27 protein-coding genes and 1 pseudogene are annotated in these 26,727 nt (G+C 50.7%); 15 read left to right on the forward strand and 13 right to left on the reverse strand.

The features are described 5' to 3' along the window. The first annotated feature begins 80 nt into the window (after nucleotides 1-80). The 3 genes from EFBL_RS11860 to EFBL_RS21740 all read left to right on the forward strand — a co-directional run bounded on the left by EFBL_RS11860 (nucleotide 81) and on the right by EFBL_RS21740 (nucleotide 2,898). Nucleotides 81-962 (forward strand): NRAMP family divalent metal transporter, encoded by an 882-nt coding sequence (locus EFBL_RS11860; protein ID WP_096182340.1) that lies wholly within the window; start codon nucleotides 81-83, stop codon nucleotides 960-962. 283 nt (nucleotides 963-1,245) lie between these two features. Then, on the forward strand, nucleotides 1,246-2,286 hold the full coding sequence (locus tag EFBL_RS11865; protein WP_096182341.1) for a hypothetical protein: 1,041 nt from the start codon (nucleotides 1,246-1,248) through the stop codon (nucleotides 2,284-2,286). A 69-nt stretch (nucleotides 2,287-2,355) separates the two neighbouring features. Further along, the gene (locus EFBL_RS21740; protein WP_273701406.1) at nucleotides 2,356-2,898 is read left to right on the forward strand and encodes a UGSC family (seleno)protein; all 543 of its coding nucleotides are present in this window, start codon (nucleotides 2,356-2,358) and stop codon (nucleotides 2,896-2,898) included. A gap of 196 nt (nucleotides 2,899-3,094) precedes the next feature. Here the strand turns inward: EFBL_RS21740 and EFBL_RS11875 are convergent. Then, nucleotides 3,095-4,044: pseudogene (locus EFBL_RS11875) on the reverse strand (glutamate-1-semialdehyde 2,1-aminomutase); the annotation flags it as partial. Nucleotides 4,045-4,246: 202 nt separating this feature from the next. On the opposite strand from EFBL_RS11875, the gene EFBL_RS11880 reads away from it, so the two are divergent. Continuing rightward, entirely contained in the window at nucleotides 4,247-5,956 is a 1,710-nt protein-coding gene (locus EFBL_RS11880; RefSeq protein WP_165912702.1) for a S8 family serine peptidase, read from the forward strand. Nucleotides 5,957-6,199: 243 nt separating this feature from the next. Here EFBL_RS11880 and EFBL_RS11885 read toward each other — a convergent pair whose 3' ends face one another. Then, nucleotides 6,200-7,051, reverse strand: coding sequence for a GDSL-type esterase/lipase family protein (locus EFBL_RS11885; RefSeq protein WP_096182344.1), 852 nt, complete (start codon nucleotides 7,049-7,051; stop codon nucleotides 6,200-6,202). 53 nt (nucleotides 7,052-7,104) lie between these two features. Between EFBL_RS11885 and EFBL_RS11890 the strand changes: the two genes are divergently transcribed. The 3 genes from EFBL_RS11890 to mrdA all read left to right on the forward strand — a co-directional run bounded on the left by EFBL_RS11890 (nucleotide 7,105) and on the right by mrdA (nucleotide 11,341). Continuing rightward, the gene (locus EFBL_RS11890; RefSeq protein ID WP_096182345.1) at nucleotides 7,105-8,031 is read left to right on the forward strand and encodes an ABC transporter ATP-binding protein; all 927 of its coding nucleotides are present in this window, start codon (nucleotides 7,105-7,107) and stop codon (nucleotides 8,029-8,031) included. Next, a complete protein-coding gene (locus EFBL_RS11895) occupies nucleotides 8,024-9,016 on the forward strand; it encodes a DUF2705 family protein (protein ID WP_096182346.1) in 993 nt (330 codons plus the stop codon). The genes EFBL_RS11890 and EFBL_RS11895 overlap by 8 nt, the downstream gene beginning before the upstream one ends. Nucleotides 9,017-9,409: 393 nt before the next feature. Beyond that, nucleotides 9,410-11,341, forward strand: a complete 1,932-nt coding sequence (gene mrdA / locus EFBL_RS11900) for a penicillin-binding protein 2 (RefSeq protein WP_096182347.1) — start codon at nucleotides 9,410-9,412, stop codon at nucleotides 11,339-11,341. Between the two features lie 57 nt (nucleotides 11,342-11,398). Here mrdA and EFBL_RS11905 read toward each other — a convergent pair whose 3' ends face one another. Next, the gene (locus tag EFBL_RS11905) at nucleotides 11,399-12,763 is read right to left on the reverse strand and encodes an RsmF rRNA methyltransferase first C-terminal domain-containing protein (RefSeq protein ID WP_096182348.1); all 1,365 of its coding nucleotides are present in this window, start codon (nucleotides 12,761-12,763) and stop codon (nucleotides 11,399-11,401) included. A gap of 91 nt (nucleotides 12,764-12,854) precedes the next feature. Between EFBL_RS11905 and acpS the strand changes: the two genes are divergently transcribed. After that, complete coding sequence (gene acpS, locus EFBL_RS11910) at nucleotides 12,855-13,238, forward strand: holo-ACP synthase (protein WP_165912703.1); 384 nt, start codon at nucleotides 12,855-12,857, stop codon at nucleotides 13,236-13,238. Here acpS and sda read toward each other — a convergent pair. Further along, a complete protein-coding gene (gene sda, locus EFBL_RS11915) occupies nucleotides 13,226-13,369 on the reverse strand; it encodes a sporulation histidine kinase inhibitor Sda (RefSeq protein ID WP_096182350.1) in 144 nt (47 codons plus the stop codon). The two genes, acpS and sda, sit on opposite strands and share 13 nt — an antisense overlap. 411 nt (nucleotides 13,370-13,780) lie before the next feature. Here sda and EFBL_RS11920 point away from each other — a divergent pair, with 411 nt between their 5' ends. Together EFBL_RS11920 and EFBL_RS11925 are read left to right on the forward strand one after the other, a co-directional pair. Continuing rightward, nucleotides 13,781-14,929 (forward strand): citrate/2-methylcitrate synthase, encoded by a 1,149-nt coding sequence (locus tag EFBL_RS11920; RefSeq protein ID WP_096182351.1) that lies wholly within the window; start codon nucleotides 13,781-13,783, stop codon nucleotides 14,927-14,929. 154 nt (nucleotides 14,930-15,083) lie between these two features. After that, a complete protein-coding gene (locus EFBL_RS11925; RefSeq protein WP_165912704.1) occupies nucleotides 15,084-15,860 on the forward strand; it encodes an N-acetylmuramoyl-L-alanine amidase in 777 nt (258 codons plus the stop codon). Here the strand turns inward: EFBL_RS11925 and EFBL_RS11930 are convergent. The 4 genes from EFBL_RS11930 to EFBL_RS11945 form a co-directional block, all read right to left on the reverse strand. Then, nucleotides 15,827-16,306, reverse strand: coding sequence for a VanZ family protein (locus EFBL_RS11930; protein WP_231705784.1), 480 nt, complete (start codon nucleotides 16,304-16,306; stop codon nucleotides 15,827-15,829). The genes EFBL_RS11925 and EFBL_RS11930 overlap by 34 nt on opposite strands. Before the next feature lie 117 nt (nucleotides 16,307-16,423). Beyond that, on the reverse strand, nucleotides 16,424-16,852 hold the full coding sequence (locus tag EFBL_RS11935) for a CBS domain-containing protein (protein ID WP_096182354.1): 429 nt from the start codon (nucleotides 16,850-16,852) through the stop codon (nucleotides 16,424-16,426). 71 nt (nucleotides 16,853-16,923) lie between these two features. Then, nucleotides 16,924-17,253: a DUF4383 domain-containing protein gene (locus EFBL_RS11940; protein ID WP_096182355.1), complete on the reverse strand. Its 330-nt coding sequence runs from the start codon at nucleotides 17,251-17,253 to the stop codon at nucleotides 16,924-16,926. A 70-nt stretch (nucleotides 17,254-17,323) separates the two neighbouring features. Then, entirely contained in the window at nucleotides 17,324-18,247 is a 924-nt protein-coding gene (locus tag EFBL_RS11945) for a PIG-L deacetylase family protein (protein ID WP_165912705.1), read from the reverse strand. Nucleotides 18,248-18,337: 90 nt separating this feature from the next. Between EFBL_RS11945 and EFBL_RS11950 the strand changes: the two genes are divergently transcribed. After that, nucleotides 18,338-18,583 carry a DUF3905 domain-containing protein gene (locus EFBL_RS11950; protein WP_231705785.1) on the forward strand — a complete coding sequence of 82 codons (246 nt, stop codon included), beginning with the start codon at nucleotides 18,338-18,340 and terminating at the stop codon, nucleotides 18,581-18,583. 42 nt (nucleotides 18,584-18,625) lie between these two features. Here EFBL_RS11950 and EFBL_RS11955 read toward each other — a convergent pair whose 3' ends face one another. The 3 genes from EFBL_RS11955 to EFBL_RS11960 all read right to left on the reverse strand — a co-directional run bounded on the left by EFBL_RS11955 (nucleotide 18,626) and on the right by EFBL_RS11960 (nucleotide 20,588). Beyond that, the gene (locus tag EFBL_RS11955) at nucleotides 18,626-19,606 is read right to left on the reverse strand and encodes a M23 family metallopeptidase (RefSeq protein WP_172899698.1); all 981 of its coding nucleotides are present in this window, start codon (nucleotides 19,604-19,606) and stop codon (nucleotides 18,626-18,628) included. Between the two features lie 10 nt (nucleotides 19,607-19,616). Continuing rightward, nucleotides 19,617-19,769 carry a hypothetical protein gene (locus EFBL_RS20575; protein WP_165912706.1) on the reverse strand — a complete coding sequence of 51 codons (153 nt, stop codon included), beginning with the start codon at nucleotides 19,767-19,769 and terminating at the stop codon, nucleotides 19,617-19,619. Nucleotides 19,770-19,985: 216 nt separating this feature from the next. Beyond that, nucleotides 19,986-20,588 carry a hypothetical protein gene (locus EFBL_RS11960; protein WP_096182358.1) on the reverse strand — a complete coding sequence of 201 codons (603 nt, stop codon included), beginning with the start codon at nucleotides 20,586-20,588 and terminating at the stop codon, nucleotides 19,986-19,988. A gap of 113 nt (nucleotides 20,589-20,701) precedes the next feature. Between EFBL_RS11960 and EFBL_RS11965 the strand changes: the two genes are divergently transcribed. Beyond that, nucleotides 20,702-21,901 (forward strand): iron-containing alcohol dehydrogenase, encoded by a 1,200-nt coding sequence (locus EFBL_RS11965; RefSeq protein ID WP_096182359.1) that lies wholly within the window; start codon nucleotides 20,702-20,704, stop codon nucleotides 21,899-21,901. A gap of 10 nt (nucleotides 21,902-21,911) precedes the next feature. Here the strand turns inward: EFBL_RS11965 and EFBL_RS11970 are convergent, their stop codons facing one another. Next, the gene (locus EFBL_RS11970; RefSeq protein ID WP_172899699.1) at nucleotides 21,912-23,075 is read right to left on the reverse strand and encodes an LL-diaminopimelate aminotransferase; all 1,164 of its coding nucleotides are present in this window, start codon (nucleotides 23,073-23,075) and stop codon (nucleotides 21,912-21,914) included. A gap of 38 nt (nucleotides 23,076-23,113) precedes the next feature. Next, complete coding sequence (locus EFBL_RS11975) at nucleotides 23,114-23,833, reverse strand: FAD-dependent thymidylate synthase (RefSeq protein WP_165912707.1); 720 nt, start codon at nucleotides 23,831-23,833, stop codon at nucleotides 23,114-23,116. A gap of 194 nt (nucleotides 23,834-24,027) precedes the next feature. On the opposite strand from EFBL_RS11975, the gene EFBL_RS11980 reads away from it, so the two are divergent. The 3 genes from EFBL_RS11980 (at nucleotide 24,028) to EFBL_RS11990 (ending at nucleotide 26,706) form a co-directional block, all read left to right on the forward strand. Next, entirely contained in the window at nucleotides 24,028-24,780 is a 753-nt protein-coding gene (locus tag EFBL_RS11980) for an S-layer homology domain-containing protein (protein WP_096182361.1), read from the forward strand. A 121-nt stretch (nucleotides 24,781-24,901) separates the two neighbouring features. Next, complete coding sequence (locus EFBL_RS11985) at nucleotides 24,902-25,870, forward strand: hypothetical protein (RefSeq protein ID WP_096182362.1); 969 nt, start codon at nucleotides 24,902-24,904, stop codon at nucleotides 25,868-25,870. A 65-nt stretch (nucleotides 25,871-25,935) separates the two neighbouring features. Then, on the forward strand, nucleotides 25,936-26,706 hold the full coding sequence (locus EFBL_RS11990) for an enoyl-CoA hydratase/isomerase family protein (protein ID WP_096182363.1): 771 nt from the start codon (nucleotides 25,936-25,938) through the stop codon (nucleotides 26,704-26,706). The last annotated feature ends 21 nt before the right edge of the window (nucleotides 26,707-26,727 follow it).

Below are 26,727 nucleotides of genomic sequence, written 5' to 3' on the forward strand. Positions count from 1 at the left end.
ACATGGAACTCTGTCGACCCTACTATTTTTCCATTTGTGGGTGGTCAACTTTTTGTTTAGCAAAGTGGTCAACTTTTTGATTGACAAACACAATCGTTTCTCTCGCTTTAGTTGGTAGGGGAATTTATAACTACGTAGAGATAACCATTAAAGGCATTCTTATTTTAATGGTGGTCAGTTTAGTAGGAAGTGCCTTATGGGTAGGACCTGACGTACCCGCTATAGTAAAAGGTACGATAGCATTTAGCGTCCCGGAGAATGTTGGCGGGGTAGATACTTTGGTTTTTGTCGTTTCGTTAATCGGTGCTGTCGCCGGTTCCATGTCAAACTTGATATATCCCTATCTGTTTGAGCAAAAGGGCTGGCGTGGTCCAGCATATCTGAAACTTCAACGCTATGATCTCTTGTTTGGAATAGTAATGATTATTATCATCGATTTAGGCGTATGGGTACTCGGCGCTGAAATCCTCCATCCCAAAGGTTTAACGGTTGAGAGCGTGTCAGATATGGCACAAATGTTAACTTCAACATTAGGTATGCTTGGCGGTATTCTTTTCTATCTCGGAGTTTTGGGGGCTTGTTTTAAAACGGTTGTCGTTTATGCACTTGGATTTGGCAATCTCTTTGTAGACGCTATTCATACTACCTTCCCTGAAAGAGGAAAAAGATATAACCGTGAGTATACTAAAGACCCATTATACAAACTCACCCTTCTCATTACGGTCGTTTTTCCCGTCCTTTGGGCTCTTCCATCCATGCCAGGGTTTGTATACTTAACGATTTTAGTCAATGCGTTGCAAGTCGTACTTTTACCTGCAGTTTCCATAGGATTGATCGTGTTAACCAACCGTAAAGACCTTTTAGCTCAGTACGCCAATAAATGGTGGGAGAACCTGCTTCTACTCATACTGATTGGATTAACTCTATGGTCGACATGGCAGCTTCTCGTCAACTTGCTGTAGTTTTTATATGAAAATTTGACGCTGGAGAAAGCAATCTCATCGTCTTTTTTTGATATTCATGGCTCGACCATGAGTGTTCTTGGCTAAATCATAAATTTGTAAGCTCGTTTATATTATTTTGGCGCATCTGGGAGTTAACCCAACTGATTGGATTGACCCTAGGGGAAGTATCCTCAGCGCTTTTTTTGAGATCAGTCTGTTTATTCTAAAGGTAGTAGGGATGTACTAGACTCAATTGGAATATAAGTTATTAGAATAATCTAAAAAACGGGGGATGCGTAGATTGAGAAATTGGACTTCCAATTCAGTTGAGCTGACGAACTGGGAGGAGGCAATCGAATACTATTTCCAAATGGGGTGGACTGACGGACTTCCGATCATGCCTCCAACACCGGAGAAAGTTGAAGCTATGCTGAAACAAGTGGGTCTGGAAGGAAATGAAGTGATTGGTTCCATTCCTGAACGCAACCGGGTCATTACAGCGGAAAAGGTCGCAATCAATGCGGTTATGGCGGGGTGTTTGCCCGCTTATATGCCGGTGGTTACAGCAGCCATTCAAGCAGTATTGGATCCGGCTTTCGGAGTCCATGGGCCAACGTCGAGTACAGGCGGCGCTGCCATTCTTGTGATCGTCAACGGTCCAATTATTCAACAGATCGGATTGAATGCCGGAAAGAACCTGATGGGGACCGGCTCCAGGGCAAATGCCACAATCGGCAGGGCGGTAAGGTTGGTTTTGCTCAATGCCGGAGGCACGTCCGAATTCGATCAAACCACATTGGGACACCCGGGAAAGTTTAGTTTCTGCATTGCGGAAGCTGAACGGGAAGACTGGATTCCTTTACACGTGGAAAGAGGTTTTAAAAGGGATGAAAGTACTGTAACCGTATTTGCTGCCGAGGGACCCAACCAAATTAACAATCATGTGGCCGCAACTCCGGAAGGCATATTGTTGACAATAGCTGACCGTATGGCGGCACTAGGGACTTTTAACATGCAGCGGGCAACCCAATGTGTTGTTGTGATTTGTCCGGAACACCTGTCAACACTGTTGGAACACGGTTGGGATAAAGCCCGTGTGAAAAAGTTTCTTTATGAACACGCTCGAAGGCCGAAAACCGATTTGTACCGTTTTGGTCTTCAATTGGAGCCGTTGCCGGGCGATGAAGGAACATGGATCCATGCTGTTCCCTCCCCTGAGGACATCCTGCTTGTGGCAGGCGGAGGAGCGGCAGGCCGGTTTTCCGCCTGCATTCCCGGCTGGGGAAGTGTCCAACAAAGTGTAGCGGTAACGAAACCGATAGGATCTGCCGGTTTTACCTGAAGCAGCTGCCAGTAGATCCGTGCGATCTTTTTTTGATCCTTTGCAATTCACAACAGAGGGAGTGTTAATGTGAACAACAGCGGCAAGTTCATCGTGTTGGATCCAACGGAAAGTCCGGCAAGGGCTGATCAACACACGGCCACTCGTCTCGATACTTTGGAGGGAAAAGTTTTGGCTGTGGTAAATAACGGCAAACGAAATTCAGACGTTTTCCTCCGTGCCCTGCTTGACGAAATCCAGAGTCGTTTTAACCTGAAAGAAGTGATCTGGGTCGACAAAACCAATGTTTCTTTGCCTATGCCGCCGGAGACCTTGCAAAGATTGAGATCTTGCGAGGCGGTTATTTCCGGGGTAGGTGACTGAGGATCCTGCAGTTCAAGCAGTGTGCTTGATGGACTGACTATGGAAAAATCGGGAGTGCCGGCGGCGGTTATTTGCACCCGGCCATTTTTGGAGCAAAGCAAAGCAATGGCAGTGACCCATGGTTTTATTGAATATCCCTTCGTTGAAGTATTCCATCCCATTGCTACGGCTTCACCTGTATCATTACAGGCGGAGGCGGAAAGAGTAACCGACGAGGTATTGGGATTGCTGTTGAATGTCCGGGGATAACAGGGCAGGCAGCTTACGGGACTGGGGAGTGGTCGAATGGATGTTTACGTTTCTTGTGGTATTAGGTGCAACAGCCATCCAGGCCAGTACGGGATTCGGTTTTGCCGTTATCGCCATTCCCCTGTTCCTGTTGGCACATGACGTTCGTGATGCAGTATCTCTAAGTGTGTTTCTGTCCATGGTCTCCACGATGTGCTTGCAGCGCTTCCAGGCAAGCAATGCCCGCCGAAATGGACGCCGGATTCCCGGCCATCGTTCCCGCCTGATATGCTGGACCGAGCGGGGCAACTTATTCCATGATCTCCTGACGTCCGACGTATGCACCAATCGGCAAGCCTCCCCCGATAATCTTCCCGAGAACGGTCATATCCGGATACACTTTCAGAAGGTCCTGCGAGCCGCCATAATGGAAACGGGCGATAATCACCTCGTCATAAATGACGAGCGCCCCGTGCCGGCGTGCCAATTCGTTGATTCCCTCGAGAAATCCGGGTTCCGGATGCACCATTCCGAAATTGCCGACAATCGGTTCCACAAGTACGGCGGCCACTTCGGATCCCCAGTGGGCGAAAGCTTCTTCCAGTCCTTCCAGATCATTGAACGGCACTGTATTCACTTCGTTCGCAATCGACTGCGGAATTCCGGCCGAATCGGGGATTCCCAGAGTGAAAGGGCCGGACCCGGCCGCCACCAGGACCAAGTCGGAGTGACCGTGGTAACAACCCGCGAACTTTATAATTTTGTTCCGGTTGGTATAGGCCTGTGCAACCCGGATGGTGGTCATCACAGCCTCGGTTCCGGAATTGACAAAGCGAATCTGTCAAGTGACGGGATTGCTGTCTGCAGCATCTTTGCAAAGTCGATTTCCAAAGTGGTGGGCTTCCCATACAGAACGCCGTTTTCGGCAGCTTTTACAATCGCGTTTGCAATATGCGGGTGACCGTGGCCGTGAACCAGAGGCCCGTATGCGGCCAAGTAATCAATATAGCGATTGCCGTCGACATCCCAGAAGTAGGCCCCTTTTCCCCGTTCCATAAAAACAGGCGCTCCGTCTCCAACCGCCTTGAAAGCCCGGGATGGAGAGTTAACGCCCACTATATACTTTAACGCTTCCTGGTACAAGCGCTCCGAATTTGCCCGGTTCATCTTCAATTCCTCTAATTATGACCAACGATATCGTACCAATGATTTACCGGATCGTCCACTTCAAAAAATAAAAGGACCGGTTAAAAATGAGACAGAAAAAACTTCCACATTTCGAATTATTATTAGTAGAATTAACGCGGTAATTTTTATTTAAAGGATTTGAAAAGGCATCAAAATGCGAGGCAGAGAGGAGATCGGGGAATTGAAAACAAAAGTGTCCATTTTCTTATCACTCATTTTGGCAGTGGCTTTGTTGTTTGCTCCGTTCCCGAAAGCGCAGGCGTCAACAGTGGAAATTGACCCGCTGTTGAGTGTTGCTTTGGAAACTGCGACATCGGATACGGTGCACACAGTGATCTTGACCTATGCTTCGAAACCGACGGACGTTGATGTGCAGAAACTGAAATCGTTGGGGTTAAAGACGGTTACGTTCAAGCATTTGCCGATGGTTGCCGTGCAGGGGACCAAAGAGGCGATCCAAAAAGCTTTCTCGATCGAAGGATTGAGTTCCATTTATTTCAATAAAAAGCTGGATTACTTGTTAAAAGACAGCGCTCCTTACATAGGGGCGGACAGGGTATGGAACGAACTTGGCTACACAGGAAAAGGAGTTACCGTAGCGGTCATTGACAGCGGAATCGACGCTGCTCATCCAGATCTTGCATTAGGAACCAAGACGATTCAAAATGTGAAGTTTTTGACTGGGAACCTGATTTTTGATGGAGAACCGGTTTATTTGGAAAATGTGCCGAACACCGATACTTCGTCGGGACATGGCACCCATGTGGCAGGCACCATTGCAGGCACGGGAACGGCAAGCGTCGGGACCTATAAAGGGATGGCTCCGGATGCCAAGTTAGTTGGCTTGGGAACAGGGGACGCGCTTTTCATTCTGTGGGCGCTGGAAGCTTTCGATTATGCAATTGACCACAAGGATCAATATAGTATCCAGGTGATCAGCAACAGTTGGGGAACAACGGGAGAGTACTCGCCGAACGATCCGATCAATGTGGCGAGCAAGGCAGCCCATGACGCAGGGATGATTGTCGTGTTTGCTGCCGGCAATGAGGGCCCTGACGCCAATACTTTGAGTCCGTATTCGGTGGCTCCGTGGGTAATCGGTGTTGCGGCAGGAACGAATGATGGCAAACTGGCTGATTTTTCATCACGGGGAATTGAAGCGGACCCGCTTTACCATCCAACCCTTACGGCGCCGGGTGTCGATATCGTCTCGGCACGGGCTTCTACCGGTTCCACCATTAACGCATTGACCGCCAAGAAAGATGCGACCCATATTCCGCCGGAATATCTCGCTTATTATACAACGGCAAGCGGCACCAGCATGGCGACACCTCATATTTCCGGGGTGGTTGCCCTGATGCTGGAAGCCAAGCCAGGATTGCACCCCGATGTGGTGAAAGACGTTCTCGTTCGGACCGCCACTCCGATGCCCGGGTATAAGGAGTTCGAAGTAGGCGCCGGCTATGTCAACGCTTATAATGCGGTGGTTAAAGCGAAGAAAACAAGCATCAAAAGGGGGCAATACAAGGATCGCAAAACCGGAAAAGTCTATCCTACCTATTTTGAAACCGACACCTGGACAGGAACGGTTGGACCCAGCATCGCCGAAACATCCATTGAATCAAAGGATCTTCACACTTATGATATCCACGGGAATGCCGTAAGTACTGTTGTTAAAATCGAATGGACAACACCCGGGGTAGATCTTGACCTGTATGTGTATGATCCTAATAAGCAATTGGCGGGTAAATCCGCACAAAGTCTGACCGTAACAGAAGAAACGACGATCCCGGATCCGGCTTACGGAACATGGACGGTGGAAACCCGCGGGTGGTTGAGCGCGGTCGAGCCATATACAGGGACTGCTACAATCGAGTATGTACTGAGATAAACAATAACGACGGAAGACCTTGCTGAGGCGAAGGAGCTGATTTCCTTTCCCGCAAGGTCTTTTTTCTACGTTGTCCCAAACGTCATAAGACAGCCTGCTGAGGGCACCACTTAGATTTCCAAAATAACCTTGAAAATCACCGTTATTTTTCAATATGGTTGCCATCCTCGCGGCTTCTGACCTGACCCGGAAGTGCACAACCGTTTTTGGGACAGCCTCTGGCAAGAAGTACAGGACTCACGCTTATCTAAGGCTCTGTGCCATTCTTAGCGCAATCTCTTTGTAGCCCTCGGCGTTCGGGTGGAAACGGTCAACGGACAGACGTTTCTCCCCATTCCATGCGAACAGATCCTGGGTCGGAACCAGCAGAGCGGGTTGATGCTTTGCCAGGAGACGGGAAGTCTGGAAGTTCCACTCCTCCAGAATTTTGTAGGCGGTTTGCAGCGAATCCCCGTCCAAAGCAAAAGGATTATACAACCCGACGAACAGGACCGGTGCCGTTTGGTTCTGTTTGCGAATTTCAGTGAAGATTTGATCAAGAGTGGACAAGTAGGTATCCTGTGTCTGTTTAGACAGTTCCGGATTCGGGTCGGAAATGGCCCCCGCTCCTCGCACCAGATCGTTTCCCCCGATCGAAAGGGTTATCAGATGGGCCGTCTTAATTTCCTGCTGCACTTCAGGAGATTGAATGTATGGAAGCAATTCAGGTGCTTTCATCCCGTTGATCCCGAGATTTGTGGCAACCACCTGGTGTTTTGTCAGTTTTTGCAGTTCTGCCGTCAAGTTCCCCACAAATCCTTGACCGGTTTCATCTCCGGTGCCTCTTGTCAGTGAGTCTCCCAGAGCCACCAACCGATAATCTCCTTCCACCTGGGCAGGGGAAAAGGTAGGAATTGACGCAGATTTTACAGACTCTGAACCACCGGCAGCGGGAGAGTCCCCTGTCGGCTTTTGCTTTTCACCTGCGATTTTTTGCGGTTGGACGGATTCCGTCCGGGTGTCTTGGTATGCCAGAATGGCTCCCGAACCGAGAAGAAGGAGACTCAGGGCCGACGTTGCCGCGATCAGATACCAGACAATTTTTCCTTTTTGCATGGAAGAACCTCCTTCGTTAAGATTATATCAAAGAAAGCACGGGAGGCCTAACGATGGAAACATCTGACGTGATATTGTCGGTAAAAGATTTGCAGAAAAGAATCGGCGGCAGGACGCTGATTCAGGATATCTCCTTTGACGTGAAGAAGGGGGAAGTGTTCGGATTTCTCGGTCCCAACGGGGCGGGGAAGACAACAACCATCCGGATGCTGGTCGGTCTGATCAAACCTACCCGGGGGACGATTCATATATGCGGCTATGATCTGCAGAAAGATTTCGTGAAAGCGATGGGGTATGTAGGATGTATCGTAGAGAATCCGGAACTCTATAAATTTCTGACAGGACGCGAAAACCTTCAACAGTTTGCCAGAATGGCAGAGGGAATCTCCGACGACCGAATCGAGGAAGTGGTGAGGCTGGTCGGGCTGGAAAACCGGATCGACGACAAAGTGAAAACTTACTCCCTCGGGATGCGACAGCGTCTGGGAATTGCACAGGCACTTCTGGCAAGGCCAAAACTGCTAATCCTTGATGAACCCACCAACGGTCTTGACCCGGGAGGGATCCGCGAGCTTCGCGAGTTTGTCCGCATGCTGGCGGAACAAGAGGGACTGAGTGTATTCATTTCCAGCCATTTGCTGAGTGAAATCGAGATGATGTGCGATTCGGTGGCCATCATCCACCAGGGACGCTGCCTGTATTCAGGCTCTGTTCAAGGCCTGTTGAAACGGGAAAAAGGGGACACGCTGTGGCGAGTCAACCCGGTGCAGAAAGCGTTGAAAATGATTTTGGCACAACCCTTCGTTCAGACGGCAACCATCGAGGGAGATTCCATTCGCTGTACCGTCCCCCCGGATCTTATTCCCGAGCTGAATGCCCGGCTGGTGGAGGGACAGATAGAAATCTACTCCATCCGGCAAGCAGTTCCCACATTGGAAGATCTGTTCCTTGAGATGACAGGGGGTGACCGGATTGCTTAGATTCATCGGATTGGTGGAAAACGAAACTATCAAACTTCTCAAACGCAGGAGATTTGTATTGATTATGGTGATACTGGTCGCGCTTGTGACACTGTTTGCCTACGCCCAGCAATTGAGCCAGCAAAGGATGCTCCAGCGTGTGGGCACGCTCGACTGGAAGCCGGTACTGCAGCAACAGATTGCAGACTATGAGAGCCGGATGCGAAACGCTTTCGTTTCGGAAGACCGCAAGAAGTTTTATCAATTCCGGATTGAGCAGGCCCGCTATTACCTGAAGCAGGACATTAATCCCGCCGCTCCGGGCACGGCCACATTCGTTCGGACGTTTATGGATCTCAGCGTGTCTTTGCTGCTCCCGCTGCTCGTTGTTACGCTGTCGGCAGATCTTGTTTCGGCCGAATGGGGAGAAGGGACGATCAAGCTGCTCTTGACCCGACCGGTCAAGCGATGGAAGATTCTTGCGGCCAAATATGCCGCGCTTGTGATGTTTGTATCCTTGACGGTGATGGCTGCCTTTCTTGCCGCCGCTGTGGTGGGCGGACTGTTTTTCGGATGGGGCGGGTGGACGATGCCGGTCGCAACCGGGTTCACCGTGACCGGTGGGGAGTTGGATACCTCCACAGCTTACAATATTTCGCAATATCAATATATCCTGCGTTCCTATGGTTTGGGGTGGGTGGTCTGCATGGCAGTGGCAACCATTACTTTCACCATATCCGTCTTGGTACGGCATGCGGCCGCCACTATGGGTTTGATGCTGGCAGCGCTGATCGGCGGCAACATACTGGTCGATCTTGCCAGTTCCTGGACGGCAGCCAAGTACCTGTTCATGGTCAATTTGCGGGTAACCGGTTACCTGGCAGGGAGTGTCCCGCCGATTGAAGGGATGTCTCTTCCATTCTCGCTGGCTGTCTTGCTCGGTTGGGGGGCAGCGGCGCTGATTGCAGGTTTCTGGGTGTTTACCAAACGGGATGTCTTGGCATAGGGGGACCTGAGTATCGATAAGGTTGAACGGGAATACAACAGGTGGTTTGCTTAACGGGAGCCATCATAAGATTCCATGGTTTCCGCAGGTTTTGCCTATTATTGTTCTGGAAGTTCAATTTCTTTTCAGGCTTATCAAGAAAACTTGGCATTCGCCAAGCGCTTTTCTTGGTGAATGTCAAAGCTGCACCCACCAAAGTGACAAGCACTTTGGCGGGGCCCGAGTGCACTGATACTTGACACCTTGAAAACTAATAATTTCCAACAAGTACAAAAAATTCCCCGTTACCCATTATTTTGGAGAAAAATAGGAAAGAATACCCGTTCAAAATGCTTATTTCCCTTGGTACAATAATAAATATCAAGTACATATGCGGCCGAGGAGAGGTTGTCCATGGAAAAGGAAACCCAGTCGCATCTGAGTGGACGACTGCACATCCTTTTTTTCATCGTGTTCTTGGGTTTGGTCATGCTGCTGCTGCGTTTAAGTTATATTCAGCTGCAGAACGGGGACAAATATGAAGAACTGGCGGAAGGCAACCGTTACGCCCAACAGGTGCTGCCCGCACCACGCGGACAATTCATTGATCGAAACGGAGAAATTCTGGTAACCAACAAACCTTCGTTTACGATTCAATATACAAACCCGTTCACTGCCAAAGATGAGAAAGAGAAAAAGGAAATTGAGAAGCAGATCGAATTGATCGCGGAACGTTTGCTTCCTCTGCTGGAAGATCCGGAAGATAAGGAAAAGCTGACCAAAGAGAAGATGATCTCGATTATGCGGGATATCAAGCCGAATATGTCCCGTTCCACCCCGCGGAAAATCAAAACGAACGCCACCGACCGTCAAGTGGCAAGGATTCGCGAACACCTGCACGAGCTTCCGGGGATCGCTGTCATCCCGGAAGCAATCCGTGACTACCGTTTGAAGACCTTCGGTTCCCATATCTTTGGCTACATGAACTCGATTAACGACAAGATGTGGAATGAACTGGGCTATAAGAACAAGGGGTACCTGATGACCGATAAAGTCGGGTACACAGGGTTGGAAAAGCAGTACGAGGAGTATTTGAAGGGCACGCACGGCGCCACCCGGGTGGAGGTCAATATTCATGGAGATCCGATCCGGCGTGACAAAAACTCCTATTTTGTTGAGAAAAAGCCGATTCCCGGAAATGACCTGATCCTGACCATCGACAGGAAACTGCAGCAAGCTACGGAAGAAGCATTGGCCGAACGGGTGAATGCACTTAAGGGCTCCACTGTCAAAAATGCGGCAGCAGTGGCGATGGATCCCAATACGGGGGAAGTGCTGGCGCTGGCCAGTTACCCTGCCTTTGATCCCAATCACTGGCTTGACTATTTGTCGGATGAGGAAGAAAAATTGTTCCGCCCGGCCGAATGGAACCATGCGGTGGAATACCCCTATGAACCGGGATCAACGGTAAAGATGCTGACCACCATGATCGGCTTGAAAGAAGGTGTCGTCAAACCCGACGAGAAAATCTTCTGTCCGGGGGGACTTGACCTTTCCGGGTACTATGCAAAGTGCTGGGACGATAGAGGCCATGGATATAGCAACGGACGCGAAGCGATAGCCAAATCCTGCAACGTATATATGTACACGATCGGCAAACGGCTCGGCAAACACCAGTTCATCTTCCAAAACGGCGGAGTCAAGAACTGGATGGAGAAATACGATAAGCCCGCCTTTGAGAAGTTTAAGAAATACCAGAACGAGTTTGGGCTCGGCGTCAAGACAGGAATTGACCTTCCCTTTGAGTCTGCAGGCAAATACAACTATTTTGAACTGGCCACCACCAACATGCCATTCTTTGCCATTGGTCAAAACTCCAATTTCACTACGCTGCAGTTGGCTCAATATGTGAGCACCATTGCCAATGGAGGCAAGCGCTTGAAGCCGTATCTGGTGCAAAGGATAGTCTCTCCGGAGAAGAAAGTGATCAAGGAAATGAAGCCCGAGGTGCTGAACCAGGTATCCTTTTCCCCGGAATTGCTTCAGTATGCCCGGGAGGGAATGTGGCAGGTTACTCATGAGCCCTATGGAACCGCCTCCTACACATTCGGGAAAAAGCCTTACAATGTAGCCGGAAAAACCGGTACCGCCCAGACTGGCCGGAACACTGAGAACTACTGGTTTGTAGGATTCGCTCCCTACGAGAATCCGAAGATTGCCATTGCTGTTGTGGTTCCCGAAGGAAAAGTGGGCGCACACTCTTATGAAATGGCCGGTCCCATTGCCGAAAAGATGCTTGATACTTTCTTTGGCGTCCCTCCGAAAGAGGAGAAGAAGCCGCAATAAACGTGGCAGAAGAATCAGCGGTCTCACGAATCATGTGAGGCCGCTGTTTTTACAGCTTCAGGGAATCCGCAATCCTTTGGGGTAATGATTCTTCAAAGTTCCGTTCACCACTTTGCCCCATCCCAGAGGAAACTGATGCACGCAAACCAGGGTCCATCCGTCGGGAGTTGTTGCGGACAGTGTTTCACCTCGCAGATAACGGGCAACTTCGGGATCATCAGGCTGGAGGGAAATAAACCGCACAACTTCTTTCGAACTTAGGGTCATGGCGAGAGTGTGGCTTGGCTCGAATCTCTTCTTCTTGACTTCGCCCAGGTGCAGTCCCGGCCTGACCCACTTAAGTCTTTTGACATCAGGCAAATCGCCGGGAGTGGAATAAAGGTTCTCTCCCTGCAGCAGCAATTGGGTGCCTGGAATTGGTTCCATCAGACTCTCGCGCATGAAAGCGTTCAGTAGCGATACTGCCTCCGACTGTACTTTGGTCTGCAGGGGCACTACCCCAGGCTCAGCACCATCCGTTTTTTCCAGCAGTGCGGAGAAGTGGCCCTCTCCCCTTATCCGGTGAGGCCACAGGCGGACCGCATGCTGCAGTTCCGGGCGTCCTTTTCCCCATTCGGGACGGCCGGGAGAGAAGCATGACGCGTTGGGAAAGGGAAGCAGCCGAAATTCCGGATGTGTGTCAAGGAACCGGTCCAATACCGATTCGTTTTCTTCCGGTGAAAATGTGCAGGTCGAATAGACCAGTTTCCCACCGGGACGCAGCATCTTGGCCGCTTCTTCCAATATGTCCAGCTGGCGGATTGCACAGTGAACAACGTTCTCCAATGACCATTCTTCGCAGGCTGCGGGATCTTTGCGGAACATGCCTTCACCGGAACAGGGTGCATCAACCAGGATGCGGTCAAACCATCCCGGAAAGGCAGCGGCAAGTTTAGCGGGATGTTCGTTAAAGATAACGGCATTGCGTACACCGAGTCTTTCCACATTTTCTGCCAGGACCTTGGCACGGCCTGCTACAAATTCATTGGCAACAAGAATCCCGCGACCTTTCATGTAGGCGGCCAGATGAGTGGTCTTACCCCCCGGTGCCGCACACAAATCGAGAACGCGTTCTCCGGGTTCCGGAGCGAGGCCAGGTGCGATGGCCATCGCGCTGGGTTCCTGGATATAGTACAATCCGGCTGTGTGATATACATGCTTTCCGGGGGACTCCTCCGCTTCATAATAGAAACCTTCGGGAGCCCAAGGAACGGGCTCAAGCCGGAAGGGGGAGATGGCAAGGAATTCTTCAGCGGAAATTTTCAGGGTATTGACGCGAAGCCCCATCGTCTTGGGATTTTCATAACTTTGGGAAAACAATTCATATTCAGTGCCCAGCAAATCGGACATACGGCTAATAAAGGGCTGGGGTAAACCTTTCATAACGGCGCCTCCAACGGTATCATAAAACATAATATACCACATCGTTGCGGCACATATAGAAAAGGTCGTACGCAACAAGGAGATGCATGACATGCTGATTGGCGTAGACATGGTGGAAATCAGGAGAATCGAAGATCTTGCGAAAAATCCCGCATTCCTGAAAAGAATTTACACAGAAGAGGAAATCAGCCTCGTCCAGGATGTGTCAAACGGAAGAAGAGCCGAAATCCTGGCCGGACGGTTTGCTGTCAAAGAAGCGGTGGCAAAAGCGCTTGGAACGGGGATCTCAGGCGGACTTACCTTTCGGGACATTCAAACCTTGCAAGGGTCAATGGGTGAACCTGTCCTGTCACTTCAAGGCAAAGCAAAAGAGATGGCGGACTGTGCAGGAGTGAGCAATCTCAAGGTGAGCTTGTCCCATGCTGCCGGGTTGGTGATCGCATTCGTTTTGCTGGAGACGGGTCAAGCGGAGTAGGATTTCACCGGAATGTGCAAATCCCGGTCTTGGATTTCCTTCAGCAGCAACTCGATAAAATGTTCGTCCAGTTTCAGTTCAACCGCAAGTCTGTATGATTCCAACAGCACTTCATCACTTAGCAAACGCATTCTTATCACCTCGGATCGAATTTTTCGTCCTCCGGATTCTTGAAGTGTCCTTATAGTAACACCTTAGATTGATGAGAACAAGCGTTCCAACTATCCACAATCACCTGTTGATAATCTGTGCACAGGTTGTGGATGGTCTGTGGATAAGAATATCAAGTGGGAATGCGGCGGGTGTGAATAAAGTGAATAAAGTTATACACATAAGGAGGTAGCTGTCGACTTTTGCCAGAAAATTTCTTTTGCTTTGTCAGACAGGCCTTTTTAAGGGTATGCGAATAACTTGCGTCATAGAACCGCAACCTATTTTTACAGATTCGTCACAATATGGTATGATATAAGACAAATGAAAAGGGTTACATAGAAAAATTCCAGGCATAGTTATATGGCTGGATGTTGCGGGGTGGAAAAGAAATGAGCACTCAGGTAAAAGCAGGTCTGGAAGATGTGGTTGCAGGCACTTCCGACATTTGTTTTGTCGACGGTGAAAAGGGCAGACTGGTCTATCAAGGGTATGACATCAATGAGCTTGTCGGCAAAGCTTCCTTTGAAGAAGTCGTTTACTTGCTCTGGCATGGGAAACTCCCCAATCAAGCGGAACTGGATGCGCTGAAAGCGGAGTTGCAAAAGTACCGTGATATACCGACTGATGTATTGGACTTGGTAAGGTCCTTGGTCAACAATCCGGCCAAGCCAACCGGTATGGAAGTTTTGCGTACGGCAGCCAGTTATATCGGAGCTGTAGATCCGGACAAAGGAATGGACCGGGAGACACACTTGAAGCAGGCGACCAAATTGATCGCCCTGTCCGCCTCCATCACTGCGGCTGTTGGACGTTTCATGAAAGGGCTTGATTACGTAGCGCCGCGTCAAGATCTCGGTCATGCTGCCAACTTCCTGTACATGCTGAATGGGCAACAGCCTGACGAACTGTCTGTTGAAGCATTTGACGTTGCACTCATCCTTCATGCCGATCATGAACTGAACGCTTCAACTTTTGCCGGCAGGGTAACCGTTGCCACTCTGTCCGATCTTTATTCCGGTGTTACATCGGCGATTGGCGCTCTGAAGGGCCCTCTCCACGGCGGAGCCAACGAAGATGTTCTGCGAATGCTTATGGAAATTGACTCTGTTGAAAAGACAGCAGAGGAAGTTCAGAAGCGTCTGGAAAACGGTGTGAAAGTACCGGGGTTTGGTCATCGGGTATACCGCAACTACGACCCGCGCGGTCTTGTATTGAAGCGCTACGCCAAAGAGTTGACCGCCAAGGCCGGCAACACCAAATGGTTTGAAATGACCGAAATTACAGAGGATGTTGTGCTGAAGTATTTTGAGAAGAAGGGCAAGGATCTCAAGTACAACGTGGACCTATATTCCGGAAGCCTTTACAATGCGATGGGCATCCCGGTCGAATTGTTTACGCCGATTTTTGTCATGAGCCGGATGTCCGGCTGGACTGCTCATTTCCTTGAGCAATATGCCAATAACCGCATTATCCGGCCGCGGGCCGAGTACACCGGTCCGGTGGACCTGGAGTTTGTGCCTATTCAAGAGCGGGAATAACACAGCGAAGGGGCTGTCTCAAAAGTGAGACAGCCCGTAGTTTTTTGAAACAGCTTTTTTACGCGTCTCTCTTTTTCTCCAGTCAACATATTTTGTATAGTGGCTGACTCCTTCTGTCATGCCCGCTATCTAAATACTCAAGGAGGGAATGAGGATGCCATTGGTTGTGGTGGATCCCGGTCACGGGGGGCGGGATCCTGGCACTGTGGGAAACGGGCTTCAGGAGAAAGACGTGACACTGGATGCGGCCCTGAAATTGCGGGAAGCTTTGGAGCGCTGCGGAATCGACGTAATTATGACGAGGACGGAAGATACATTGATTTTGCCAAACGGGACGATTGGGGAGGATCTGTCTGCAAGGGCTGCCATTGCCAACCGGAACAATGCCGATTTGTTCATCTCCTGGCACGTGGATTCTTTCTCGGATCCGGGGGTTAACGGAGTGGCGGCCTGGATTTACCCGACCACACGGGGAACTGAAACGGAAGTGATAGCGGAAAAGATCGTAAACTCTGTTGCCCAGGCGACGGGGCAGCGGAACAGGGGGGTCTATGTAGCCGATTTTGCCGTATTGCGGGAAACCAACATGTCGGCAGTACTTATCGAGTCCGGATTTATAACCAATCCCCAGGAAGCGGCCAATCTGGCCAGTGCTGCGTTTCGGGAAGCACAGGCGGAAGCGGCTGCAAGGGCTATATGCAAATATTTCAATCTTCCGTTTGTTCCCCCGGCCGATCCGGTTGATCCGCCGACTGAGCCGGAACCAATTCCCGAATGGGCAAGAGAAGCAATTGCCCGCGTGCAAAATGCCGGGATCATGATCGGGTACGAAGATGGCACCTTCCGGCCGGAGCAGTATGTAACGCGAGCGGAGTTGGCTGTAGTGCTGGTTCGATTCTATGAACTCCTGCAATCCGGCCGGACACTGTAGTAAAGTGCAACAAGCGAAATTCCGATTGTATCCACCCAAACATCGACCAAATGACCTGTTCGTCCGGTCACAAAAGTTTGGTGCCATTCATCGGACGCTGCATACAGGAAGGTGGCAGTGAAGCTGAACGCAAGGAGTTTCCGATATCCCAAACGGGTGTGAAGCAGGGTCCGGATCCACAGCCATGCCAGTACGCCGAATTCGGCTACATGAGCTGCTTTGCGGATGAAAAACTCCAGCATATCATAAGGTTCTTTCCATGAAATCAGATCTTTGTCATAGTAGAATTCGACTTGTGGCAGGACTGTCTCCAGAACCCGCAGAGGAATCCAGGCGGACAAAGCGGGTCGCAGATCCTGTTCATGATAGGGTTCCCCTGACTTGAGGAAGATCAGGGCCATGAACAGAAGTGTAGCGAATAACCAGATGAATCCTTGTTTGGACAAATCAAAACACACCCCTTGCATCTATTCTCCATGATTCTACATGCAAAGAGGTGATTTGACCAGAGCGCCCAACGAAGTGTCCTCACTCCGGTGGGCGCTCTGTGTTGAGGCAGTAAATTAATGCTGGGGTTGGCTGGGTTCGGAGATTTCCGACAATGCGTAGCCCGCTTCATTTTCGTGAATGGCAACGGTAGCCAGATCCCCAATGGCCACAATTCCGACCAGCCGTCCGTTTTCCACAACCGGCAGCCTGCGAATTTGGTTTTCCGCCATAAGATCAGCCGCAACGTGTGCGTCCATTTCCGGTGTGCCGGTAACAACGGAAGAAGTCATGCAGTTTGCGACCCGGGATGTGGCCACATCCTGTCCTTCCGCCACCACATTCAAAACTATGTCACGGTCAGTCACAACTCCCACCAGCTTGTCTCCTTCAACGACCGGCACAATGCCCACATCGATGCTGCGCATGATTTTGGCAGCCTCGACTACGGAATCATTAGGACTGCAGGTTTTTACTTCACTCGTCATGAGATCACGCAGTTTCATTTGATCGCCTCCTGTCTTGATAACAAAGAAAAAAGACTGCGGATATACTCCGCAGTCTGTAGGATTTGTCATTATCCCTTCTTATATACTCCTGCGTACAGGCCCCAACCCCCGAGAACCAGATGCAGGATGTTTTCCACAGGCTCCAAATGAATGCCCAGCATCGAAGGAAGAAAAAATCCCGCAGCTCCCAGAATGACCAGTACTGCCCCGACAACCGCCGAATATAGCTGCGACTGATTGCCGGAGGCTGCTGCAAGCCCCAATACCCCCAGCAGCAGATGAACTGCATTGTGCGCAACATCAAACTGGATAAGTCCGAACAAATTATTGACAAAGAACCCCAGAATACCGAGGACGATGAAAATCCAACCCGCAACACGCGCAAACGTCGTTGCCAATGTGAATCCCTCCCCAGAATTAGGACAGCATTTTCACTGTCTAGTACATCATACGCTGGGGACTCCAAACCTAACATTCGATTTTCTTATACAACTCGTTGGTTCGGATAAAGGATCTCAGAAAATCAGGCATGATCTGCATCTGGCTTCTGTGCTCATCCAATGCCAGCGCTTTGACGCTGACTTCTGTTTCCGAAAGTCGCAAGGAATGCCAATTCGTTGACCACATGCGGTCTTTGCCCGGAACGGGCAGGACGGAGGCAGATCCGCAGGTCTGGGAATGAGGCCAGTCAGGGTAGTGCACCAGGTAAGACCACTCCTGTACCTTATGCTTATGTTTCCTTAACACATAGCGGGTAAAGGCGCCGGCGGCCCAATGGTCATTGTGACTGTCTTCGGTGTCCGGATAGAATACGTCTGTAGGACGGAATCGGGAGATTTCCGCTACCATCAGTTTCACCAGTTGCTGACCCGTGTAGGGCGCTTTTGCCGCTACCGAAATATCGTAAGGACATTCTGTATGGCCTGTTCGGCTGCACAATTTCGTATCTTCATTCCAATACTCCCGCCATAGCAGATGCAAGCCGGCATCCGGGAAACCAAGAAACCGAACCTGATTTTTGGAGAGGCCCAGCTTGGCGGTTGCCCGCAGCAGTTCGGTCTGTCTTTGTTCTCCAAGGAGTTTATAATGTTCGGGCCGAGGGGATGGGGTGCCGGACAAGTTGGCTGCAGCCAGCCGAAATCCGTCTCCGTTTGTCAACATCAACAAACGCACCTTTTTGCCGGACTGTAACGCCCGCTGAATCAAGCCGCCCGTGGCGAGCGTCTCGTCATCCGGGTGGGGAACGACTATCAAGATTCGCTTTCCCATGGATTCCAATTTCATTTCGTGAACAATGGACTGCTCATCTTTGACGACAGAAGCATAAGCGGACTGGAAAAAAAACAAAAGAGTCAGGATTGTCAGAGTACAAGTTTTTATCGGCTGAATCATACAGGCGCCTCCTTTGGTTCCAGTATGTACCGTTTTCCTGCACCCGATTAGTGCATTCCAACCTTCCATAGGGGAAAACTAAAGTCGGAGGTGAGGGTTTTGACTGACATCAATCCCCCCCTGAAGGAGAAGAAGGCACCTTGGCGTGGTACGCCGCTGGAACACTGGAGCCGTGACATTGATCCTGCCATTCTGTCAGGCGATCAGTGGGTGGACAATGAACACGATCCGGGCTCGGAAAGAAGGGAAAACCAACAGTTGCTGTCGGGCGATGTTCCGTCACCGCTTGCCCCATTCATGCATCCAACCCACGATGTGACATACGGAGATGAGTAAGAAGACAGCCCGCCTGATTGGCGGGCTGTCTTCTGCTGACCGTTACTTCTTGCGGGACTGCCGCTCCCACCGGCGCAGGTAAGGGGTGGGGTCAAAGGCAAATTCTGTCGTCCCCGTATCCCTGTACATTCCGTAATGGAGATGGGGGGCAAATTTTCCGGAGGTGCCGGGTTTTCCATAACCAGATGAGCCCACATACCCGATCACCTGACCCGGAGTGACAATGTTGCGAAGTTGGATGCCCTTCGCATAACTGGAAAGATGTGCGTAATAGTGGTAGATGTTGTTCAAATCCCGGATCCCGATTCTCCAACCTCCATAATCGTTCCAGCCTTTCAGTTCTACATACCCGTAAGTGGTGGCAACCACAGGGGTTCCATAACCGGCAAAAATGTCGGTTCCTTCATGAATCCTCCTGCCGCCCCAGCCCCTGCGGTCGCCCCAAGTGCTTCGATACGTGTAGTTATACCGCTTGGGGATGGGGAATGCGTTTCCCTGCAGGTTGGTGGTGCCGAAATGGTTGTAGATTCGGGCATAACTTGTGATTCGATCCACAATCATGGATTCATGATAATGATTCCAAAGCGTGATCCGGATATCATCTTCGGTGTTGCCGTTGGAGCGCAAGAATGTCGCCAAGGCGTACAGAACATCTTCTTCCTTCTTGGGATCGGCGATCCCGTCCCTGTTGCCGTCCCGGCCAATACCTCCGTAGACCCGAATGGTTCCTTCAAAACGATCCTGTTGGTTGGGATTCAGGGACCCGCACCATAAAGGCGCAGGCAACTCCACCACCGTTTCCCCGGCTGCAGCTTTCTTCCGCCACTGCAGATTGGATTCATACTGATAGATGGCAGCAAGGTAAAACCAGGGAATCTGTGTCTTTGCAGCCGCTTTTTTAAATTTTGCCGTCGGGTCCGTTTGCGGAGCCGGGCCCGCAAGATCGTTTGCCCGAACCGGGGTTGCTATCACCATCAGAACCATCATCCCAATCGTGAGGAGCAGGGCCGTCGCTCTGTTCACGGATATCACCTCAATATTCGTCAATCCGGGTAATCCTGGCCAAATTTTTCATCGGATCGATTCGTCTGGCTCTCTTTAACAGGCTTTGATGGCTGGGATCAGCCAGGTCAAAATAGAAATACGGGATTCCGTCAGGTGCGGACCGCTTCAATCTGGATCGCATGGATTTGCCTCCTCGCACTGAAAGTTTGTCTTATTTTGTGCCAAAATGGATCTTGGATTGTAAGGAAAAATCCGCCTGCATGCCAACTGGAAACTGTTTCTTAAGAATGATAGAATCGGGAATGATCCAATCTATCCAAAAAATCGACGCCAAAATCCGTGAGCTTGCTTCCCGGAAGGGGCTATCAAGAGTTGTTCAAATGAAAATCCGGTTTCTTTACCGGGTGTCTTTGGTCCACCACAGCCCGCCTTTGCCGATGGCGTTAATTTGCACGAATCGGGTGTCGGTGCCGGGACGGATTACAATAAATCCCCGGCTGTTGGTTACATCGATTCGTTCTTTGGAAGTATCGCGAAAAAATGTTTCAATGCTGGTGATGTAAGGGTTGTAAACCATGCCGAACAGAACTCCGTTATCCGGATCCCAAGGGTTTCCAGCTATAATGGTGTTGTAGGAAACCAGATTCATATTTGGGTCACCCGGGGGGACTGGAATGCGCTCCAGGATCTTTACTTCATTGCCCTGTTTGGTGACAACCGCGAGCCCGTCATTATTCGGCATGCTGTAAAGAACATAGGAAACCCGCTTGGTATGAACGGTTTGTCTAATGACCAGAGGACGTTCGGTATCCTCCCGGATTCCCGCTTGATCCAGCAATTGCCGTTCGACTGAGGGCAGATCCAATTCGCTGATGGGTCCCTGTCCAATGACCCCCTTGATCACGGGGCCGCCTGTTTTGGGCAATGCCTGGGGAGGGTTGTTGCAACCTCCCAGTACAATGAGACAAACCAGCAATCCAATACCAAACAGCTTCCTCACAAGGAGCCCTCCTCAACGTCATTCTCAGGAATAGAATTTCCCAAGAGGGCCATAACATACCGACCCGGTACGTTCAAGGAAACAGTGTATTCATGGAAAGGAGAGAGTTTATTGTGCTTAATTTTCAATTACATATGCCAACGAGAATCTTGTTTGGGGCGGGGGAAACGGACCGGATCGGCGCCGAAGCCTCCAAATGGGGCCGCAAGATTCTGCTGGTGACGGGCCGTTCTTCAACGAAAAAAACGGGCGTACTGGATCGTGTGGTCGGTTCCCTGGAAGGAGCAGGACTTGAAGTCATCCTGTTCGACCGGATTGAACCCAATCCGCGTGCAGCCACCATTGATGAGGGAGGCCGACTTGCCAGGGAAGAGCGTTGCGAACTGATCGTGGCACTGGGCGGAGGATCTGTCATGGATGCTGCGAAGGCGATTGCCACAGTAGCCATCTCTGAACGGCCGATCCATCATTACCTTGCTGGCACCCGTTTGGGCTATTGGAAGGAGTTGCTGCCGATTCACGAAGCGTTGCCGGTGATTACCATCCCAACATTGGCTGCCACAGGGTCGGAGGCCAATTCCATGGCGGTGATTACCAACTGGGAAACGAAGGAGAAAGCAAGCATATCCGGATCTGCGCTGTTCCCGGTACTGGCCATCCTTGATCCGGAACTGACCTATACGGTGCCCGCTTCCTATACCGCTGACGGCTGTGCGGACATTTTCACCCATCTATATGAAGGGTATCTGACAGGAACGGGAGACGCGCATGTACAGGATGAGATTACGGAGGGATTGATGCGGGTTGTCATCCGATTTGCGCGTAAAGTGCTGGATGAACCGGCTGATTATGAAGCGAGGGCTTCCATACTGTGGGCCAGTACCCTCGCCTTGATCGGAGTGGCAGGAGCAGGACGGGGAGGAACCTTCCCGGTGCATCAGCTGGAGCATCCGCTTTCCGGGCATCATGACATTTCCCATGGCAGGGGCTTGGCCATCCTGGCACCCGCCTATTTCAATCATGTATATAAAGATCGGCCGGAACGTTTCGCCCAGATGGGCAGACGCGTATTCGGGATCAAAACGGGGAATGATTTACAGGACGCAGAGGAAACCATACGGGCGGTTGAAAATTGGTTCCGGGAAATTGGAGTGAAGGATTCTTTAAAAAATCAAGGAATCCCGCGAGATGCCCTGAACCGTATCGCTTCCGATGCCGTTCGGATAGGAGGACGGGGCCAAGGGTTTATCCCGGGGATTCGTGAATTGCGTGAAGCTGACGCATTGGCGATTTACGAAGCTTGTTACGAATAATGCGCTGACCCTATAAAATTTTACTGGCTTCGATCCGCTCTGCCACTTCCTTCAATTTCTCTTCCGGCTGAACCAAAGCAATTCGCACGTACCCCTCGCCCATACGTCCGAAACCTATGCCTGGAACCACCGCAACAGCGGTTTTGCGCAGCAATTCACGGGCAAATTCCCTGGATGACAGGGGGACAGGTACCTTCGCCCAAACGAACATGGTAGCCTTTGGTTTCGGGATGTGCCAGCCAATACGTGCCAAGCTATCCAGCAAAGCATCCCGGCGGGATTGATAAATTTTCGACATCTTCGAAGTATGGGATTGATCGCCGAGGAGGGCTGCCGTACCCGCTTTTTGAATAGCTGTAAAGATCCCATAGTCGATATTCGACTTGACGATGGCAAGAGCACGAAGTGCAGCGCTATTGCCCACGGCAAATCCGATCCGGCAACCGGCCATGTTAAAGCTCTTGGACAGGGAATGGAACTCAACCGAAACCTCCTTGGCGCCTTCGATTTCCAGTATGCTCATGGGACGGTATCCGTCAAACGCCAGCTCCGAATAGGCGATATCGCTGACAATCAGAATGTTGTATCGCTTTGCGAAGGCAATGGCTTTTTCATAAAAAGCCCGATCGGCCACCGATGTAACCGGGTTGTTCGGATAGTTCAGGATCATCATTTTGGCCTTAAGCGCCACTTCTGTTGGAATGATGGAGAAGTCTGGCAAGAACCCGTTTTCTTCCCTCAACGGCATGGGATAAGGAATCCCGTTGGCCAGATGAATGCTGACTTCGTAGATGGGATACCCGGGATCCGGAACCAGCACGTACTCGCCAGGGTCGACCAGAGCGAGGGCCAGATGGGAAAGCCCGTCCTGGGAACCCATAAGGGCCAGGCACTCTGAAACAGGGTCCAGATTGACGCCAAACCGGTTGGCGTACCAGGTTGCCACGGCTTCCCGGAAAAACGGGCTTCCCTCAGAAATCGGGTATCCATACTCTTGTGGGTTGGCTGCCGCTTCCGTCAATGCTTTGATTACATGCGGGGGTGGCGGCAGATCGGGGGACCCGATGCCCAAATCGATAATTTCTTTTCCCTGCTCTCGAAGCTCCTGCTTAACACCGTTCAGTTCGAAAAAAACGGCTGAATCGAAACGACTCAGTCGGCTTGAATATTGCATAATCAATTGCTCCCCGTTTGTAATTTTAATTGGCCTTGTTAGCTCCACATGGACTTCAACTGGCCATACTTCTCCATAATCTCGGCAAACAGTTCAGGGTTTTCCTTTTTTAATCGGTTCCGGGCTTTCTTCCACGCAATCGCTTCCGGTCCATAAATATCTTTTGCCAGATCCCACAGCTCGGAGTCGTGCTCCCGAACCTGTTCCCACATCATGTTGACAACCTCAAAGGTATCGGGTTGCGCTCCCGGCTCCCAAATCCGTTGGGGAAAGACAGCTTCCATCAGCGTGAGGAAATTGAACTGCAGGATGTAATGCAGTTCCACGCTGATCGGTGCAACAGAACGGGCTGTTTGCAGCCGCATTCGTTCGGTAGGGTCGTTAGTTTCCGGGTCAATGCCGTGCACCAGCATTTTGTAAGTTTCCAGGTGCTTCTGACCAATCTCATACAGTTCCGGCGCATCAACGGGCGGGATAAAGTGGTGCGCCTCGTTGGCCCGCAGACCACCGCATGCTCGCATTTGAGCGGTCGTATATGTGACAAGATGATCGTATACAACTTTTGTTGTCCAGAACTCAAATTTGACATGTTCGCCGCGGAACACGGACGTATGACCCATTTTTAACATATTCAACGGACGCTTTGTGTTTTCCTCATCCATTTTGCCCAGAAAAATCGCCGCATTTTTGGCGAGGGACAGGCGGTCAGGATCTGAGTAACGAAGGATTTTGACTCGGGGCTTGATGCGGTTTTCCATGACACAACCTCCAACAGTAGACATCTATATTTATTACTGATTCGATAATTGTCGACAGATTCCTGTCGACAAACATTTCTATGATTTTTCCACAAGTTGTCCAAACTCTTCCTCATTTCTTCCACAGTCCTTCCGAAACCGGTTGTTAGGATAAAAGCGTAAGGCAAATCCAAATCAAACATGAGGTGAAGGCTATGAAAAGACAATTTGCAATTTTGGCGTTGACAACCGTTTTAGGAATGGGTGCCGCACCTGCAATGGCAGCTCCCGCCCAGAATTCGGGCAACATCACGATTGAGGGCAGCGGTGAAGCGAAGCAGAATATCAAGATCGACAATACCACCAACGTAACCAACAATGTATACCGGATCTCCTTTGACGATGTAAAAGGACATTGGGCGCAGGACGCCATCGAAAAGCTCGCGAAAAAAGGGATTCTGAACGGGGACGAGAAAGGCCGGTTCAATCCGGAACAGACGGTCACCCGTGAACAATTCGCAACCATGATCGCCAAAATGTTCCAACTGGAGGCGGAAACGGACACTCAGGATTTTGAGGATGTCCCTCCTACCCGCTGGTCGTTCAAATATGTGGAAGCCAGCAAAGACTATATGACCTCCTTCAGAGCTCCGGACGGGGACATGCTGTTCCATCCCATGATGCCTGCGGTTCGACAGGACGTGGTTGTATCTCTGGTCGAGATACTGGAAGCGCAAGATTTGATTGAATTAATGGATGCGGATGAGGCAGAAGAGCTGCTCAAAGAAACATTTAAGGATTGGGAGCGTATTGCCCCGGCCCTGCGTCCATATGTGGCAACCGCGTATCAGGCAGGGCTGGTAAAAGGAGCGGACGGGCGTTTCATGCCAAATGACGGCCTGACCCGGGCACAAGCAGCCAAACTGCTTGTGAATGTACAGGAGCAAATGGTAGTGCTTCCCGAATAGACCTTCTTTCAGATCTTCCCGAGCAGCGGGAAGGTCTTTCTATATGTCACCAAACGTTAAAAACTGGAGCCATTCCCAGATGGTATACTTTGAGTATCAACCATGTAAGGAATGATCTGTTATGCGGAGACTGGTCAGATGGATGCTTGTTTTTGTGCTGGTTATGTTCCCGTTATCGGGTGCGGGACTTGCTGCTCCCAACGACAGCCTGCTCTTGTCCGAATTGGAAGTGCAGGTGATGCCCGAAATGGACAAACCGGAGGACTGGCCGCCGGACACTCCCGTATTGCTGACAGGATTATACGGTTCGTTGGAAAATCGGACCTCTCAAGCCTTTTCCGATACCATCCGATTCCCCATTCCCAAAGATCCGTTGACCAAAATCTATTTGGTGGCGGAGTTCAAGGATCAAAACCAGCCGGAGACACCGGTCGACTACAAGTACGACCCCCAGGCGGGCTTGCTGGAATGGAAGCCGACCGCACCCATTGAACCGGGCAAACCCTACCACTTTGTCGTGGAGTATTACAGCAACCCATATCAGGGAAAAGGCAGCCAGCGGGAATTTCCCTTCAAGTTCCAGTCCTATTATGACATCAAGGATTTGTATTTTTACGTATTTGAACCGCTGGACGGCAAAAACTTCAAGCTGTCCCGGGAAACGCAAGAAACCGCCAAAAACAATATGGGCCAAACAATCCACAAACTGTCGAAAGGATTTTTTTCGGCCAAGGATGAATACTTAGTAACCGTCTCCTACCAGAAAGACAATTTCCAAACGGTGATGGAGAAACAGGAGCAAACAAAGGCAGCCAATCCCGCTCCCGCAGGAGAGACAAAGAGCCCTGCCGGGGCCGATGAGAGTGCGGGGATCCTGTTTGTCGCCCTTCTTCTAATTGCCCTTGTTGGCGCAGGTGCTTACTTTTGGCTTCGCGGCAATAACAAGAGAGTATCCCCGTTAGGCAGCAGAAACCGGAGAGACGGTGAGCTGGCCCAGGCAGTCAAAGCGCTTCGCAAGCAATTGCTCGAAGGAAGCTTGACGGAAGAACAATACAGGAAGCAATTGGCCAAATTGGCAAATCGGGTATAAAGGTTCACAACCTCCGTTCCCGTCTGATAGGATAGAGACAGACATGAGGAACGGAGGTTTTTCCATTGACTGTCCCTGTTATGTTTGAAGCATCCGAACATATTGCCGTTATTAAAATTCACCGCCCGGAAGCAAGCAACGCCATCAATTCCCGGGTCATGGAAAGCTTGTCCGCTTTGTTGGAGCAGGCACAAGAGGATCCGGACATACGGATTGTGATTCTGACCGGAAGCGGAGACCGGTCCTTTGTTTCGGGAGGGGACCTGAAGGAGTTCCACGATTCCCTTCATACTCCGGAAGATGTGTACAAAAAATGGTCCGAAATGAGAGAAATCCTCTACCGGATTGCCACCTTTCCAAAGCCTGTCATAGCCGCCATTAACGGCGCCGCCCGGGGAGGCGGCGGGGAAGTGGCTGCCGCCTGTCATTTCCGGATTGCCTCGAGCCATGCATCCATCGGATTCGTCCAGGTGAAACTGGGGATCTCACCGGGCTGGGGAGGAGCAGCCCTGCTTTCCAGAACCATCGGGTATCAGGCTGCACTCAGGCTGATTTTGTCAGGCAGAATTGTGGATCCGGAAGAAGCACTGCGCATCGGAATGGTTGACGAGGTGGCTCCCCATGCGGAATTCTGGTCACATGTTTGGAAGTTTGCAAAAGAGATGGCTGCTCATTCACCGGCTGCTGTCCAAGGCATCCTGCATATGCTGCGCCAATCCCGCAATCTTCGACTGGAAGAGGCAATGGATCTTGAAAGTAAGCTTTGCGCGGCGCTTTGGAACTCTGAGGAACACCAAACTGCCATTGACAGATTTCTGAACCGGGGAACTAAATAAATTTTCCAGTCTAATCCCCGA

Origin of the sequence: Effusibacillus lacus (assembly GCF_002335525.1) — a bacterium.
In the GTDB taxonomy this organism is placed as follows: domain Bacteria; phylum Bacillota; class Bacilli; order Tumebacillales; family Effusibacillaceae; genus Effusibacillus; species Effusibacillus lacus.

Bases quoted from the DNA above. Each gene is read 5' to 3' on its own strand.
- sda (WP_096182350.1), bottom strand. From the start codon at position 13,369: ATGCGTTTGCTAAGTGATGAAGTGCTGTTGGAATCATACAGACTTGCG.
- acpS (WP_165912703.1), top strand. From the start codon at position 12,855: ATGCTGATTGGCGTAGACATGGTGGAAATCAGGAGAATCGAAGATCTT.
- EFBL_RS11935 (WP_096182354.1), bottom strand. From the start codon at position 16,852: ATGAAACTGCGTGATCTCATGACGAGTGAAGTAAAAACCTGCAGTCCT.
- EFBL_RS20575 (WP_165912706.1), bottom strand. From the start codon at position 19,769: ATGCGATCCAGATTGAAGCGGTCCGCACCTGACGGAATCCCGTATTTC.
- EFBL_RS11970 (WP_172899699.1), bottom strand. From the start codon at position 23,075: ATGCAATATTCAAGCCGACTGAGTCGTTTCGATTCAGCCGTTTTTTTC.
- EFBL_RS11925 (WP_165912704.1), top strand. From the start codon at position 15,084: ATGCCATTGGTTGTGGTGGATCCCGGTCACGGGGGGCGGGATCCTGGC.
- EFBL_RS11920 (WP_096182351.1), top strand. From the start codon at position 13,781: ATGAGCACTCAGGTAAAAGCAGGTCTGGAAGATGTGGTTGCAGGCACT.
- EFBL_RS11885 (WP_096182344.1), bottom strand. From the start codon at position 7,051: ATGCAAAAAGGAAAAATTGTCTGGTATCTGATCGCGGCAACGTCGGCC.
- EFBL_RS11975 (WP_165912707.1), bottom strand. From the start codon at position 23,833: ATGGAAAACCGCATCAAGCCCCGAGTCAAAATCCTTCGTTACTCAGAT.
- EFBL_RS11905 (WP_096182348.1), bottom strand. From the start codon at position 12,763: ATGAAAGGTTTACCCCAGCCCTTTATTAGCCGTATGTCCGATTTGCTG.
- mrdA (WP_096182347.1), top strand. From the start codon at position 9,410: ATGGAAAAGGAAACCCAGTCGCATCTGAGTGGACGACTGCACATCCTT.
- EFBL_RS11985 (WP_096182362.1), top strand. From the start codon at position 24,902: ATGCGGAGACTGGTCAGATGGATGCTTGTTTTTGTGCTGGTTATGTTC.
- EFBL_RS11945 (WP_165912705.1), bottom strand. From the start codon at position 18,247: ATGATTCAGCCGATAAAAACTTGTACTCTGACAATCCTGACTCTTTTG.
- EFBL_RS11890 (WP_096182345.1), top strand. From the start codon at position 7,105: ATGGAAACATCTGACGTGATATTGTCGGTAAAAGATTTGCAGAAAAGA.
- EFBL_RS11980 (WP_096182361.1), top strand. From the start codon at position 24,028: ATGAAAAGACAATTTGCAATTTTGGCGTTGACAACCGTTTTAGGAATG.